The organism is Paenibacillus sp. ACRRX, from assembly GCF_022346885.1.
Lineage (GTDB): Bacteria > Bacillota > Bacilli > Paenibacillales > Paenibacillaceae > Paenibacillus_B.
Genome location: NZ_JAKRNK010000003.1, coordinates 114,620 through 131,462 on the forward strand (window position 1 = coordinate 114,620; position 16,843 = coordinate 131,462).

Sequence of the window (16,843 nt, forward strand, 5' to 3'; positions counted from 1 at the left end):
AAAAAGAAGAAGCGGCCATATGGCCGCCCTCTTCTTGAACAAATAAATTATGTTAGGAATAAATCTAACCGAATCATCTCATCATAATGACATGTCCGTGTTACGAGATGACTCCCGTTAAAGAGTTACTCTTTAACGGTTTGAACTTCATAACCGCCGCGAACTGTAACTACTACGCTGTTCTTAGGTGTATCCTTAGCAACAATACCACGTCCATCACGTGGAAACATAAGCAAGTGATTGCTTGGCGCGTCCATACCTTTTGTGAGATCTTTACCATCCGTTAGATCTGATACACCACTTGCATCTGAGCTGAAGATTTCTGCCTTGCCAGCACGGATCACAAACTCTGCACCGGCTTTAGCTATCAACTGCTGCCCTGGCTTGATTGTGACAATCTTCAGTTCATTGCTCGAAGAACTGCCATTGTCCGGGTTGCTCCCTGTGCCGGTACCATTCCCACCGTTAAGCTTGGCAATCTGTTCATCAACATAGCTTTTGGTCACCAAAGGATCTTGGGAATCGCCTGGTTCCGCTTTAAGTGAGCTTAAATTGCTGCCTAGTATAATTATGACACTAAGGCAGCTGATAATCGTCGCCACTAAGATTATCTTTTTATTTAGTTTCCTCATGGAATGCTCCTCTCCATTAGAATACTATGACCCAAAATTTTCAACCTTATGGCTTAATAACAATTTACGCGCTTCGTTGAATTCTTCATAAACACGCAATGTAAATCCACTATATGCGACACCCTTCATTGCATAATCATCAATAGCAAACGATTCCTTTATTTTATCTCCATTTGACAATTTATCATTTCCATCACCAAGCTTGTATTTCTTTTCAAATTTTTTGCCGTTGTATTCAATTTCAAATAATAAGTTCCGTTCTGCCAATACTTCTGCAAATGGATTGTTTACGGACAAATTATATTCAAAGTTTAATAATACTTGATCCGTGTTATTAGTCTGCGCATTTATTTTATTAATATTAAAGGAGTATGGGCGCAATTCAAGCACATCGAAAAGTGAATTTACTTTTGTCTTGTCATCAGTCAAACCAAGTACCGCAGCATTTACGTAACTATCCGGCTTCTCAGTGCCAGCGATATACTTTCCTTTTATAATACCTTGTCCAACAATCAGCTTCAAATCCGCGGCTCTATATTTCTTAGGTACATCTGCAGAAACCGAAATCAGATTCACACCATCCGGACCAAGTTCTTTATCAGACAAAGCTATTTTAGCAGGTATAGCTACATCTGAGCCATCTGTAAAATAGGCATGAACATTTGGCAACTTTGCATATCTGTCTCCAATATTACGATACGATAGTAGTGCCTGAACTACGTTTTTATTCTTGCCTTCATACGTGTTAGTTTCTAGAACGTTTAGTTCTGCCTTGACACTAGGTTGTTGTAAAGTATATTTTGCAGTAGAACCTGGTGTGAAGGTTGGTAAGGTTGCTTTATCAGCCGCTATCATAAAGTTACCAATTGTATTGGTAGGCTTCTCATTAATGACTTCAGAAAGCTGTATTCTAGCACTATCAAATTTCGAATCGCTAGCTACCTTCGATGTTGCTATTAGCTTAGCTGTTTCACCTGGCTTTAATCCTATTGCTTCATCTACCTTAAGTAAATGAATATCTTTTGAGTCAATCTTAACTCCATTAAGCCATGCAGTTGCAGCTATGTCAGGCATTGGCTGGGTGTTACTACCGATATTTTTAACTGTGATAACAGCGTTTATTGTATCTTGAGAATCCCATGGCAATCTTTCAAAGTTCTCTACTTGAACTTCATATGCCCCTTGCTTGTTTACATAGGTCGTTTTTGATCCTGTTGTAACTTCTGAAGAATCAGGCACTTGGTATTGAGCTAGTAAGTAATCGTTACTCTTATTCTCATCAGCAATCTTTTTGACAACAAGTTTCAAATTAGAGATTTTGATATCTGCTGGAATAGAAGTTGTCATAGTTGCTTCTTGACTAATGCCAGGAAGAAGATCTCCTGTGAGTTCAACTGTCTCAAGAGGGTATGAGACACGTTGCTCAGTCATTAGTTCATATTTATATTTAGGCGCTTTAACACCTTTCTTGCCTACATTCTTTAACTGGTATGTCAAAGTTACATTATGATATTCCTTGTTAGAGTCTACCATCGTGTTCGTTATTTTTGACTCTATTTCTTGTTTATCAACCAATAGATTGTATGTTTTATTTAAACCGGTTACTGTATGTTTTAATTCTCTGATCATTAACCCGAACGTAGCGATAGGAAGCTGTTGCTTGGCTTCAGTACCTACCTCCTCTGCAATAAACATTTGATAATTGGATTTCTTTATATTCAATGGCAGCTTTGCGTAAAAGTTAACCTTTATCTTTTCACCTGGCAGAACCGATATTTGTGGTCTATCTGCTTCAAGTGCATAATAACTATTTGTCGTTGTTCGTAAATAGAACTTATGATTATTCAAATTAACTGCACTCGCGCTAGAATTTTTAAAATACATCGACACCATTGCTTCAGTAGAGTTACCTACATTAACTAATTGAAGAGCAGATGCAGTTGTGATAATTGAATTGTCGCTTTGTTTGATTTCGCGGTCTTTTCCAATTGGCGTCACAGTGGAGTAATTATTTGGAATACGTATTGAGCCAAGTTTTCTTTCGAATCCTGGCATCGAAAAATCCCACTTAATTACATTGAGTGATAGATTAAATAAATTCAGCTTAGGATTTACTTTAGAATATATTTTGAATGTCTTATTGGTGTTTGCTCCAATAATATTATCCTTCTTATCCGTTAATCCCAGCAACTGAACTGAATATTTCTCACCACTGTTAGAGGTAATAGAAAACCAATAATCCATCAAATTCATAGATTTAGAATTATTATTATGTACAGTCACTGTGAAGTAAGCGTACTTGTCACCCTCAACATGATAAAATTGAAGATCATTCACTTCAATGTAACTCTTACCATTTAAGGTGACTTTATTTAACGTTGTCGGTTTGTACGCATTATTAACAACTTTGGTAGCTGCACCATTACTAGATGCGGCCTCTGCTATTCCAGTATACACAGGTGCGAGCATTGCAGATATCATCGCTGCAGAGAGCAAACCTGCAACTATTTCCTTACGCTTAGTCAAGAAATCTCACTCCTTTTAAAACAAAGTTATATTACTACTTTACACGCTAGGGCTAGCAAATAAAAGTTAAATTAATTTCATACTTCGATATACAAAAAGGTGTGCAGGCGCATTTGCGCTTGCACACCTTTTTTAGAAGTTGAGAGTTACTTATTTAGTTTCTACAACTTGAATTGTTACATTTTTATATCCGCCATGCAGAGCAACTGTAAGAGTAATGGAATCATTTACTTTAGCACCAGTTACTTTTGCAGCGCTGGATCCGTTTCCTGAAACAGAACCAGTGAAGCTTCCGCTGAGGTTGAAGATAATTTGTGTCTTATCAGCAACTTCACTCAACTTACCGGAGATACCATATTGGTCCGTAGCTTTGAAGGAACCTAAGATGGAATCAAGTCCAACAGCAAGTTCAGCAGGTGTCATTTTGATGACTTTAACATCATCAACAGTTTTAATTTCTTTAACTGCTTGTGCTTTATCAGAAACTTTAACTTTGACTTTAATAGTATCAGGAGTCAAACCTGCACCATTAATACCAACTGTAAGTTCTGTTTCACCATCAGCTTTAGGTGTAGCAATAAGACGTCTTACACCATCATTACCTTGCTCAATCTTAACAAAGTTAGGATTTCCAGTAACGAAGTATTGCTCAGGGTTCAGGACTACGGACTCGCCGCCAGCACGCTTACCTGTAACTTCCAAGTAAACCTGTTGAGTTACAGAAGTACCAAACAGACTGTTAGCTCCAGTACCAGAGTAAAGAGCTGGAAGTTCTTTAACTTCATAAGAACTGATGTTAGATGTAGAAACAACACTTAAAATTTCTACAGAAGTTTCTGTTTTAGGAATAACAACACCGTTAGCATCGACCAATGCGAGTTCTACACGTTGTTCGCCTTGCTTAACAGCTTTCAAAGAAGCAGTAGCTCCATCTTTAAAGACGATTTTGTCTGCTTTATTGTCAGATGTAAAGGAGTTACCGGAAGCAATGCTGCTCCAGTTAGTAATAGCTACATATACATCTTGACCAACTGTGTAATCACGGTTGTATTGATCAACAACAGCAAAGCTGTCTTTATCAAATTTCACAACTGCATTAACACCGTACGCTTTCTTAAAGTCCTTTTTAAATCCTTTAACTGTCTTAGCAACGGCTTTGTCTTTGATAGAAATTTGAACATTAGCAGAAGCGCCAGATTTCATTACAATAACAGATACCGCATGGAATTTAACACCTTCTTTTGGTGCGAATACCAATTTAGCTTTTCCAGTTTCAAAGTCTTTCACTAGTGTAGCACCAGTGAATGTGATACCATTATTAGTTTCAAGTTTCTTCAATGTATCAAAATCAGTGATTTTCTCACCTTTTTGATCCAATGCTTCAAATGGTACTACTGCTTCTTTATCACCTTGAGCTACATCTTTCTCAGGTTGATACAATTTAACAGTTTTAACTTCGCTGCCTTCACCCACAGTGATTTTGTGTGTGAATTCTTTACCATTACCCATTGCAACTGCACGCAATGTTACTTCACCATTTTGGCGGAAGTTAGGGCTGATAGGATTTTTCAATTTGAGTGCATAGCTATCACCAGAAGGACCTACATCAATAACTGGTTGTTGCTCTACGTCGATTGCAAGTGGGTTAGTAGAGTTAACCAACAAGCTGTTTTTCACATCTTTTTTCTCGATACGATTGCCGTATTGATCTTTAATATCGATCAATACATAGAACAAATCATTCTCAAGGTTAGTATTAGATGTCAAAACTTTTTTGTCTACGTTGTAAACTTCTTTGAAAGTAACTTCTGCAGCACGTGCAGGTGTACCTACTTTGTAAGTTTTGTTAACAACAAGACCGTTCGAGATATCTTGACCCATAATTACAACAGGCTCGTTGTAGAAATATTTGTTTGTACCTGTTTGAGTTTCGAATGTTACAACACCATTCTTGTCAGAAACAAGTGTACCTTTGGAAGAAGTCCAGTTGAAGCTAGCCAATTTAGAAGCATCTTCGCCGTATTGGTTAACTACTTTGTAGCCAACTTTAATTTGAGTGTACTCATCGTTAGTAGAAGCTTCTTCGCCAACCAATTCTACTTTAACGATTTTCTCAGCTTCAACTTTAGCAGTTGCAGAAACAGTTTTGTCTCCAACTGTCAGGTTAACTGTGTAGTCACCCTCGGACAATTTGCTCGCGGATGTAACTTGTGCAGTCAATTTATCATCAGAGAACTTAACTCCGCCATCTTTAACGGATACATCAGTTGCACCACGTTTGATGGAGAATTTAGCAGCTGCAGTATCAACTGTACGGGACAATTTAACTTCGAAAGTGCTAGCTCCGATAACTTTTGCTTCAACAGCAAGAGCTTTAAGAGTTACTTTAACGTCGTATTTTTTGCCTTTATGTGTTACGGAAACAGTTGTTTCTTGACCTTCTACAAGAGCTTTGTCAAGAGTTACTTTTTCTTTCTCTTTGTCGGAGAAAGTAACTTCTACTGTTTTCTCGTCAAGTGCTACTGCGGATTCAACTTTAACACCGTTTTTAGCTTTGATGTCGTAAGCTGCTTCTACCAATACGGAACGTGGAGCTGGGACATTCCATTTACCGTTTACGGAGAAGTCGAAGCCTGCTGCTTTAATAGCTGCTACCCAACCAGTTGCCCATTTAGTAACGCCTTCAGCTGCAGGAGCGTCAGCTACTTCTTTCAAACCAAGAGCCAATGCGAAGGATTTCGCCATTTGCTCACCAGTTACTTTACCTTTAAGATCGAATTTGCTGTTGCCTACGCCGTTCATGTAACCAGCTTTAACAACTGCTTCGATGTAACCTTTAGCCCAATGTTTGCCGTAGTTTTGATCTTTGAAGGAGTTACCTTCTGCTTGATCCAAACCTGCAACAAGTGCCAAGATTTTTGCGAATTGTGCACGGTCAGTCAAAGTATTCAATTGCGGATCAGTTTGACCTGGGAAACCGCTGAAGATACCTGCTTTAACCAATTCGTCGTACTTTTGTGCTGTAGTAAGTGTGTTTTCTGCACCGAATGCTACGTTTGCGAACATGGAGAACGCCATAGCAACGGATAGTAATAGAGCCAATCTTTTTTTCATAACCTTTTTTTCTCCTCCTCTAAATTGCTTCGGTTGTTGAGAGTGTTTCTCTGAAGATTCATAACTCATTTCCCTCATTCGCCGATTCACCCCCTTCCCAGAGTAGAGCGAAATGTATTCAAAAAGAAGTCTGTAACACGGACATGTCACAGAAACTCGTAAACGAATGGGAATAATAGAGATATTTATGCCACTCTAGACATTATACATGGGCACATGCCTAGCGTAAAGCATATTTTTGAGAAAAACAGGGAAGAATAATGAATTTTGCCGTCTGTTTTTCAATCTCATGTAATTAAACGCACCAGTTGCGGAAAAGTTGCGCTTAGAGAGAAAAAATGTTTTTTATTTCGCATTTTTTCTTTCGTATAACATGATATCTCCATTATATATACGGTTATGCAATACTTTATGTATGCTTCCGCCTACCACGTCACCTAGTATACCTGCTTCCATCATCTCAGTCATTCATCAAAGTTTTCCAACAGATGTAAAAAATTCAGGTTAATGACTTTTATGTGGTTACCTTACATTTGTCTAAATTGAGGCAGACATGAGGACTGCTAGCTTATAAAGAATGAGGGAGAGCCGAGTATCATCGACTCTCCCGTGAATTACCTAATAATAAATACGCCCTATCAGAAAGACATCTTACATCTTAGGCAGCTTTTTCATACTAATCATCACACGAGCCATAATTAACGCCGCATCACCACGAAGCATGTTAGCTTCTGGTTGGAATACGTAGCCCTTCTTCGGATCGGTGGAATCAATTGGCAAGCCACTGATAAAGCCCTTCTTAGCAATAGCTAGTACAGAAGGTTGTGCGTAATAGTCAATTTTATCAACGTCCTGGAAGTACTTAAGCAGCTCTTTGCGGACTTTCGCTCTGTCCGTGTCCAACTTCAAGTTAAGAGCCTTAGCAATCATAACAGAAGCATCTTGACGTGAGATATTAAGGTCCACACCAAATTGTCTTGGCGATATGCCTCTTACGATTCCTTCACGAGCCGCCGTTTCAATATAACGGAAATCCCAAAGTGCACTGGCGCTGATTTGATTCATCTGATCATCAGGCAGATTGGCATCGTCAAAGTGTCTTTGTCCTTGATAATTTAACGGAATTGCCAACGCACGCACGATCATACGCGCAAATTCCCCACGTGACACATACAAATCAGTACCAAAATAGCTTTCTTGCTCGTAAGCATTCATTACACCTTTAGCAAACACAGTCTCGATGAAATCACGAGCATATGGATGCTGTACAACATCTCCATAGGAATACGCCAGCTTGCCAACTGTGTAGTAGCCAAAACGATCAAATGGAACTGTTACCGTATGTTTCTTCTCATCCACTACGCCACCAATGTTTTCCCATTGCTGCAGCTCTGGATCAAAGCGGAACACCGTCACCATGCGTCCACCATCATTAGACAAGTTTTTGTCATATGCCAAAGTAAGCTTCCCTACCTTGGAAGGCACAAGTTCACGCGATGGATCACGCTTGTAGAACATTTGCACAGGTGCTCCCGGCAATTGATAAGGATCACTACCAACACTTATTGGATCATACAAATTCTTAGTCTGAATATCGTCAGCCAAACCTGGATCGATCCAGAACACAGGGCTGGACTTTATGAAGCGATTAGAGAAGCTGCGGGAGAAAATAATCTCGGAAAGCTGCATCTCCATATCATAGTTTGGCGGGATATATTCAAAGTCCCGTCTATCAACAACACCATCGGTAGGATTGGCAATAGCAAACAAGAACTGGTTGCCAGTGTACACTTGTGTCTTAAACTCCGTTGGCACATTATAATCACGGCGGATAAGATTAGTACCTTTAGTCAGGGTAAGGGACAACTGGCCATCAAACACCTTATGACCGTTCTTCATTGTCTCCATAAATTGCGCCCCTGGTATGCTTGTAGGCACGTATTTCACAGTAATATCACTCTTATAGCTATCTTTGCCTCTAGTAATAACAATTTCAATCTTTGTATCCCGATTCGGCTTCAAATTAGTAACAAAGGCTTTGTAAGCATTGTCGTACACATGCTGACCATCATAACCTTCGTCATACTTGAACTTCTGAGCCTTAACCTTATTGATTGTTACTTGGTCGGCACCAGGCGAATGAATAATAACTTCCACGAAGTTCTGGTTCAGAATACGCTTCTGAATGTTAGGTTTAAGTATAGTAAACGGTACATTAATAGGCACTACTTCCAAACGATACGTGGCACGCGGGCCACCCTCGCCGCTATTAAATACAGTCATGTTGTAAACAATCGGACTGCCATCAATCGGAAGCTGTACGTCTTTTAAATGGAAGCTAAAAGTTTGGCTGTCCTGGTTATACATCACCATAATGCCGGTAACTGCGCCAGATGGACCGCTGATCTCAACTGGTGCCTGGTTGTTGCCAATTACGGTTACGTTATTTTGCAGAGACCATACGATATCATCTTTTAATACTGGCGATTGGATGCGAAGCTTGTATCCTTTAGCTGTATCATCAGCATTCATTCCCGACAACTTGGTTGTTGCTTCCCCAACAGAATGACCCAAGTCCACAAAGTCAAATGTACCATAGACATGCATGTATGCTTCTTTGGTATAGTAGATGCCGCCCTTTTTATCAAAAGCAGGATCATTCACTTTAGGCTCAGGATAAATCACGCTATATGGGAAAATTCCATCTGTGTTCTTTGCCGGTATTTCTGGCAAGTTCGTAGGAATTAACGTTACCGTGATCGTTTTCTCGTAATATTCTTTTTTGGAACGATATACAAATTTAATTTTGTTGTCGCCGCTGAACAATGCTTCAAATGCTTTCTTCTGTTCAGCAGGATCGCTAATAACAAAGTTAAATTTACCTTTACCTGCAACTTCTTCAATTTGAACTTGTGTATTGTTCACGTAGAAGAAGACTGTCTTGCCTGTACCTCCATAAACGATCTCATTCTCATTGGCGATATTAAACATTTGCCCTTCCAAGTTACCCAAAGTCGTATTCATAACTTGAGTAAGACGTACATCTGGGGACAATGTAGTATCAGTATATATTTTGATGCCATCATAAGCCTTCTCGTATTTCACAAATGGTCCATAAAGAAGGGTTAATGTCGCAGCGTATCTTTCGCCGTTCATGCTAAATTCAATATTTAACTTACCTGTTGTCGGCAGCTTCTCCAACTTATATACAAGCCTTGTCAGGTTAGTAGGAACACCGTTTACATTTTGAACAACCGTATCCGAAGCAATACGAGCGCCCAAACCAAAACCGCTTGTGACATCTTTGCCGAAAGCGTCCGTAATCTTGCTAATTGTAACTTCATTACCGCCAGGATCATTAACAACGTAGAACTCCAAGGCTGTCGGCAAGGAGAAGATCTCCGCACCATCCAGCTTCACACCAGTCAGTGAGAGTACTTCAGAGCTTGACATGGAACTGGAGTAGCTTGGCAAATATTTACCTTCAAGAATGTATGGCTTAGTACCATCCTTCAGCAGCACACCGAAGTTTGTTGATGTTTCCAACATTGGTGGTGTTGTAGCCATGTTTGTAGACTGTAATTCAATATTCACACGTTTATCCAACGGAATTGCCGGATTCGGAATTTCGAAAGACATAATCATAAACTTGGTATCAATTTTCTCGATTTTCGGAGCACTTATCGTTCCAGCCACCCCATCGATTTTATAACCTACGCTTGGCGGCGTAGTTGGAGTCGTATTAGGTGGAATTGGAACAATGACCTTACCGTAAACTGTCGTATTGGTACCTGCGCTTACAGTCGGATATCCACTCAAGTCAACCTTGTTCCCGGTATTATCCAACATATGAACGTCATAGAATGTGACTGAGTCATTATAGAATGCGACTTCGCGGGTCGTTTCTACGGACTGTGTTCCATTAAACGCTTTAATGGTAACTAAGTTCTTACCTTTATTCACTGTAATAGGAGAAGCAAAGAAGTTCCAATCATTGCTCGACGAAACTGTAAACGACCAACTTCGTCCATTGACTGTAACTTGTACTTTATCCGCATTTGGAGCTTTACCCGTAATACTGATGTTCGCCGTAGGCTTGCCCTTCGAAGCATCTGAGAACACCACGGTTGTTTCATTTTCTTTCAGTTCATATTTGTATCCGTCCAATGCTACGGACATATCATACATCGTTGGTCCGTTACGGTACTCAATATAAATGGAATCGTAAACTTCACTATTTCCCTGGAACCCTTTAAATGTTACGCGGTTGAGGCCTGGATATAGCTGCAGGTTAAATATTTTGAGGCTGGAACCGTTAATTACGATGTTAGCCGTTTGTTGTTCTCTTGAATTGACAACAACCTCCTGGCCTCCACTCATCGTGATTTGGTATACACTGTACGATATATCTTTTCCGTTAACGCCATTCAACGTCCCCTCTAGGGTGACACGCTCGTTATTTGTGACACGGGCGCTATTTGGAGCATACTGCTCGTTCGGGAAAATAAAATACTGGGCGCCTCCCGCTGCCTCTGCAACCGAGCTAAAAGGCAACGGCACCATCGTTACGATAAGCGCCAGCGTCAACATCATCGACAACAATCTCTTCAATGTTAATGTCCTCCTTTGTGCATCCATTGTTATTCCTTCGCTCCTCATTTTGAAAAGTTTCTTGTATTTTACTTATCGGTTAAACGGATGCATAATTTTAGACATTTTTCCTATTGATTCGATTTCCCACGACAAAAAACATATATAAATCTCTCCTTTATCCGGGTACACAACAAAAAAGCCTTTGTACGTTCCGGGCTTATCCCGAAGCATACAAAGGCTTATTCATAATAACGTAACAGATATTCTACTCTGATCGAGAATGTGCCTTAACACGCAGCCGATGCAGCATATCCAGCATAGGGCGTCTTGTTTTACTCACTATACCAATCACCTCTGCTCCAAGCTGCAGTGACACCAGCATGACACAGATTACAACAAAGGTTACCCAGTTCGCATCATGCGATGCTGCAATGGACTGGATAATAGCCAGAATACCAAAAAATGAAGCTATACCATAAATAATCAATACCGTCTTCCGGTGGCTAAAGCCAAGCTCACGTAGACAATGATGCAAATGCCCTTTGTCTGGCGCGAATATCGGCTTCTTTTGCAGCCAACGGCGTATGATCGCAAAGAATGTATCGGATAAAGGTACGCCAATAATAAGAAGCGGCGTAATAAAGGACACGATAGCAACTTGTTTAAAACCGAGCATGGACAATACAGCTAAGCTGAAGCCCAAGAACAAGGAACCCGAATCCCCCATAAAGATTCGTGCAGGATGGAAATTAAAGAACAAAAATCCGATGATGCTGCCAAGCAGTAATGCACATAACAGGATGACTACGGGATTGCCCATAATAACAGCCATCACAAGCAATGTAGCAATGGATATGCCAGACACGCCTGCAGCGAGTCCATCCAAACCATCGATCAAGTTAATGGCATTGGTTACACCAACGATCCAGAAGATCGTAAGCGGAATTGCAATCCAGTTATCAATATTTAAATATTGGTCACCAAACGGTACATTAACAAAGTTCACCGTTAAATCAAAGCCAAATACCACAACACATGCGGCAATAATCTGACCAACTAATTTTACTTTTGCCGACAGCTCGAAGCGGTCATCCAACGCGCCAATAATGACGATGATGGTTCCCCCAGCAAGCAAAGACTTAATCAGGTTAGCGTCTCGCACTGAACCAAATAACGTATCCGGAATCACAAACATAAGTGCGACCAATGACAACACAAATGCTCCGTAAATCCCTAGACCGCCCATACGCGGCATAATTCTCGTATGCACTTTACGCGCATTCGGTACATCGACAGCTCCGACCTTAAAGGCCAGTTTCTTTACTAGCGGCGTTAATCCGGTGGCTAGCAGCAATGCTAATAGTCCACCAAGTACATATACGATTATCATTGGATTATTTCAACCTCCATTTGTGTTACCGGATTGAATTATACTCCGTTCAAAATGGAAACACCAACTGTAGAATACCGTGAAAACTCGCGTAATCGAAAGATAAACCGCGATTTTAATTTATTTTGGTCACCTTTTCTTTGTCACGCATCACTTTCAAGGCAAATTTCGGCAAAGCAAGCATTCGTGTAAATCTCCATGGTTCTTTCACTAGTCGATAAAGCCACTCTATACGCATCGACTGCACCCATCCAGGCGCTCTCTTCGAACGGCCAGAGATCACATCAAAGCTTCCCCCAACCCCCATCATCACCGTACAATTCAAACGATCTCGGTACTTCGCGATCCAGGGCTCCTGTGTGTCCGCACCCCGAGCGACAAAGAGGATATCCGGTTGCAATGAACTAATCTGCTCAACAACTTGATCATCTTCCGCAGCCCCAAAGAAACCGTCTCTGTACCCAACGATTTCAATCGCCGGATACTGTTGTTGTAACCTCGCTGCTGCTTCTTGAATCACTTCTGGAGATGCGCCGAGCATATATACTCGCCATCTATATTCCTGTCCAGCAGTCATCAGCTGATGCAGCAAGTCAAATCCCGTTACACGTTCTGGCAGTGGATCACCAACATAATTAGCCGCCCATACGACACCCGTACCATCGGGCACGACAAGATCTGACTGCTTCATAACTTTCATGAAATTAGCATTCTCCAAAGCAGCCATAACCATGATGGGATTTGCTGTGATGACATGTGTGCTGCGTCGTTCTTGAATCGCTTGAGTCAACCATTTCACCGTGTCCTGCATCGACAACTTAGAGAATGGGATACCGTATATAGGCACAAAAGGATACTGCTTTGTCTCTTCCATCCGATAATCACCTTATTTGTATTGACGCAACATTCTTACGACTTGTTGCGCCGGTCTTTCGGCTTCCTGTATTAATCGCTCGATCGCTCGATGATGGTTGTGACGCCATGCATCCAGATTGTGCAGTACAGATAACACTTCATCTGCAGCATCTACGGGATCAAGCTTCAGTGTTGAACCAATTGCTTGTTCGTCCAAACGATGTAAGAACTGATCTATCTTCGGATCGTAGGATATGCCAAGCACCGGAACTTTCTGAGATGCCGCATAGATAAGTGAATGCAATCTCATGCCAATAAGTAGCTGGCAACGGCTTACCTCAGCCAACATGTCCACTGGATACGCGTATGCGGGACTTATGCTTGCCGCACTTCCGAATTGGCTTATGTCGCCCAACTGTTCCATTACAAATCGAGAAGCATCTTCATCCGCTTGGCCATGGAATGGAACAAAACGAAGATGTACAGCATGGCGCTTCATCACGACCTTAAGCATCTCAGCAACTCGCATGAGATCGGTATGATCCGCATTCCAATAACGTACAGACACTCCTACGTAAGGCAAACCTGATTCATCTACTGATGAGCCCTGTTCCGCTTGCTCAGGCAATCTTAATCCCATGACCGGATCAGGTACGACATCAATCTTCTCACGGGATAGCCCCATCTTAACTAAAAGTTCTGCCGATTCCGTATCTCTTACGGATACGTATGCCGCACGTTTGAACGTATGGCGAATCAGCGGATAAAATGACTTGCGTTGAACCGGACCGATACCTTGAGCATACATGAAGGTAGGCTTGCGAAGCAACTGTGCCAGCTTAATAACGCCGATATAATAGGGAATCGTCTTAGAACTTGTCGCATCCTGCAGCAAGCTACCTCCTCCGCTAATAAGTCCGTCAGACTGGCGGATTGCGTTCCATACCTCACCGATCCGCATCCGATGTACGGCACGAACCCCATACAACTTGGTCGTTGTTGCCGGGTCACCGGACAGCACAACAGGCTCTATACGAACCCCCTGTGCCTCCCCTGCTCGTTCAAGTGCCGTCAGAATCGACTTCAGAACGGCTTCGTCACCACTATTATTAAACCCGTAATAACCGGATAATACTATTGTTTTAACTTCGGACGCCATGCATCCCAACACCTTTCAATGACGTACCAGACTAAGATGCCGATCACACCAATAATAAGTCCCAGGCCCAATCCAAGGCCCGTACGGATTGCCGATATGATCACCGGCGTATGAATATGCGCAAATGTGTCCACCATTGACAATTGTCCCATTGCAGCTGCGATAAGCAAGAACTGACCGATACGATAACGGAAAGCAATAAAGGCACCTACAAGCAGTAGCGGATGCGCAAACAAGAACTCTTTGTTACGCGGCCGTACGCCAAATGTATTCTCCAGCAAATATCGGAACATTTGCTCCAACGAGCTGACATTGCCAGCATTACCTGTCCGAGACAGATAATAGTACCCTCCTATTGCTGCAACACCAAAACCTACCACCCACAGCAATGTAAATGGCATCATCAACCAACGTTTTGCTTCCTTAAATACCGATTCACCACGGTATAGGAATACATACAACGCAGTCAGCGCAAGCGGTGCAAGATGGAGCAAGCTTACTCCACGGAACTGCGTTAATACCAAACTATACGTAATATTATTCAAAAATGCAATGACATACGGTACCGCAATCAAAGACAACAACACGGTACGAACAAACAGCATAACCGAGCGGCTCAAGCGTGATCCTAAGCTTGAATCGATAGCACTCATTTCAATTCTTCTAATGGCGAGTACCATAGCAATAGATGGTGCACTTACAGCTACCCCAAGCGCCAGCACTTGCTCAAGCAATGAGGAGTGCATTGCAAACAAACCAGCTGCACCTACTAGACCAACAATAAAGACCAATAACATCACATAAGGAACAAAGTAGGATATGAGTAATGCAATTAACGCTACACCCCCAACTACTGCTACTGCCTTCGCATAACGCTGCCAGCCAGCATCCTCAATCTGGAATGGCTTTGCCTGCCCAAACTCAAAACCATCATGCTTGATTTTGGCCAATCCTTGACCTGGCTCTTGCATCGAATGAATAAGATTCTCGACGGAATCTACAATCTCAGACTTCGTCACGTCCCTCTTCACAGTCGCATTTAAATAGAACATGCGTATGTTACGATCCTTGGAGGCAAGTGCCAGACGGTCACCCAACACTTTCGGATCATTAAACGATTCCGCTTCTGCTATAGAATGAATACGAGCCACATTATACTTAGTTAGATAAGCCAGCTTATTAAAGCCCTTCTGCGGAGCCTTCAATCCTTCAATCGCTGCGATTCCGATACCATGTTTATTTAACAAGTCCGCAAACGCGGTAAGACTATTCATCTCAACGTCATCATTGAATCCTTTTACTGATTCTCCGTCAAATAAAATGCGTGTAACACCAATTGCATCGTACATCTTAAGCAGCTCTTCAGTCTGCTTTTGATTGTATAAGGATGAATCAGATAAACGAGGCACAATATTAAAGCCTTTGTCTCTCAACTGCTTCATAGCTATTGGGTCTTGCGGCATGGACTTCATCAATGCACTCTCGATTGGTGTCTCGATAACAAGACCATTCTTACCATCAAACTTCCAAAGACGAACATTTATACCCAGTTGGATAAAGGTCTTTTCAATAAGCGGGGACAATTCCCGCTCGTCTTCCTGGCTCTGGAATAACAAGTACGTATAATTTTCATTTGGATTAGCCACTTTATTGTGAAGCAGCGCAGCATCATTTGAATTGTATAATACAATACGACGAGCTGACTTCATCTCTTGCAGCGAGCTTTCAAACATAGCCATCGATTGAACGCCCGCTTCTTTTAACCGATCCAATTGTTCATTAATATAAGCAGCCGGATTAGGCTTATACACCGAAATGTCTACAAGATCACGATAATCAAATACAAATTCCACATTTTTTGAAGTCTGTTCTGTCTGTACACGTTGCACGACGACTGGCAAAGATGCCACCAAACCGACGATAACTAGAAGCCATAACCATTTTTTGAAACGTCGATTCATCTGTTCAAAAGATTGAAGCACGAATGTCCCTCCTCAAACCGTCACAATGAAGGCCTATAGCGGTAATATCGCTATAAGCCCGACTCATTATGATCGTGAACCTTCCTATCCTGGAAGGTGATTACCATGTATAGTGTCCAAAAAGCTATATATCCATCACGTTATTCAGGCTTAGATAATGCAAACATAATCTCAGCTTCAGCGACCACGTTATCGCCAACTTTAGCGACTGCTTGTCCTTTTCCTATAGAGCCTTTCATGCGTGTAATGTTCACTTCAAGTGTTAGGGTGTCCCCAGGCACAACCTGACCACGAAAACGAGCGTTATCAATTCCCGCCAAGAAACCAATCTTTCCTTTGTTTTCTTCTTTCATTAACATACAAGCAGCCCCAACTTGAGCCAATGCTTCAATAATAAGCACACCAGGCATTACAGGATACGTCGGAAAATGTCCTTGGAAGAACGGTTCATTAACGGTGACATTTTTAATTCCCACTGCACGTTGACCTTCAACTACCTCATCAATACGATCTACCAACAGAAATGGATAACGGTGCGGAATTATTTCTTTAATTTGTTCGATATTTAATTGCATGTTCATTCTCCCTTCTG

Annotated in this window: 9 protein-coding genes; all 9 read right to left on the reverse strand. The window is 41.5% G+C overall.

Annotated elements, in window-relative coordinates; translation table 11 throughout:
• Positions 1 to 125 precede the first annotated feature (125 nt).
• The 9 genes from MH117_RS11280 to fabZ all read right to left on the reverse strand — a co-directional run bounded on the left by MH117_RS11280 (position 126) and on the right by fabZ (position 16,826).
• Positions 126 to 632, reverse strand: a complete 507-nt coding sequence (locus MH117_RS11280) for a hypothetical protein (protein WP_239328808.1) — start codon at positions 630 to 632, stop codon at positions 126 to 128.
• Between the two features lie 24 nt (positions 633 to 656).
• Positions 657 to 3,158, reverse strand: a complete 2,502-nt coding sequence (locus tag MH117_RS11285; RefSeq protein ID WP_239328809.1) for a hypothetical protein — start codon at positions 3,156 to 3,158, stop codon at positions 657 to 659.
• 150 nt (positions 3,159 to 3,308) lie between these two features.
• Entirely contained in the window at positions 3,309 to 6,350 is a 3,042-nt protein-coding gene (locus tag MH117_RS11290) for an S-layer homology domain-containing protein (protein ID WP_239328810.1), read from the reverse strand.
• 573 nt (positions 6,351 to 6,923) lie between these two features.
• The gene (locus tag MH117_RS11295) at positions 6,924 to 10,883 is read right to left on the reverse strand and encodes an S-layer homology domain-containing protein (RefSeq protein ID WP_239328811.1); all 3,960 of its coding nucleotides are present in this window, start codon (positions 10,881 to 10,883) and stop codon (positions 6,924 to 6,926) included.
• A 247-nt stretch (positions 10,884 to 11,130) separates the two neighbouring features.
• Positions 11,131 to 12,255, reverse strand: coding sequence for an MraY family glycosyltransferase (locus MH117_RS11300; protein WP_239328812.1), 1,125 nt, complete (start codon positions 12,253 to 12,255; stop codon positions 11,131 to 11,133).
• A 115-nt stretch (positions 12,256 to 12,370) separates the two neighbouring features.
• Entirely contained in the window at positions 12,371 to 13,129 is a 759-nt protein-coding gene (locus MH117_RS11305) for a WecB/TagA/CpsF family glycosyltransferase (protein WP_239328813.1), read from the reverse strand.
• Positions 13,130 to 13,141: 12 nt separating this feature from the next.
• Positions 13,142 to 14,269: a polysaccharide pyruvyl transferase CsaB gene (csaB, locus tag MH117_RS11310; protein ID WP_239328814.1), complete on the reverse strand. Its 1,128-nt coding sequence runs from the start codon at positions 14,267 to 14,269 to the stop codon at positions 13,142 to 13,144.
• Complete coding sequence (locus MH117_RS11315; RefSeq protein ID WP_239328815.1) at positions 14,245 to 16,251, reverse strand: DUF5693 family protein; 2,007 nt, start codon at positions 16,249 to 16,251, stop codon at positions 14,245 to 14,247. Before MH117_RS11315 ends, csaB begins: the two co-directional genes overlap by 25 nt.
• A gap of 140 nt (positions 16,252 to 16,391) precedes the next feature.
• Positions 16,392 to 16,826, reverse strand: coding sequence for a 3-hydroxyacyl-ACP dehydratase FabZ (gene fabZ / locus MH117_RS11320; RefSeq protein ID WP_239328817.1), 435 nt, complete (start codon positions 16,824 to 16,826; stop codon positions 16,392 to 16,394).
• Between the last annotated feature and the right edge of the window lie 17 nt (positions 16,827 to 16,843).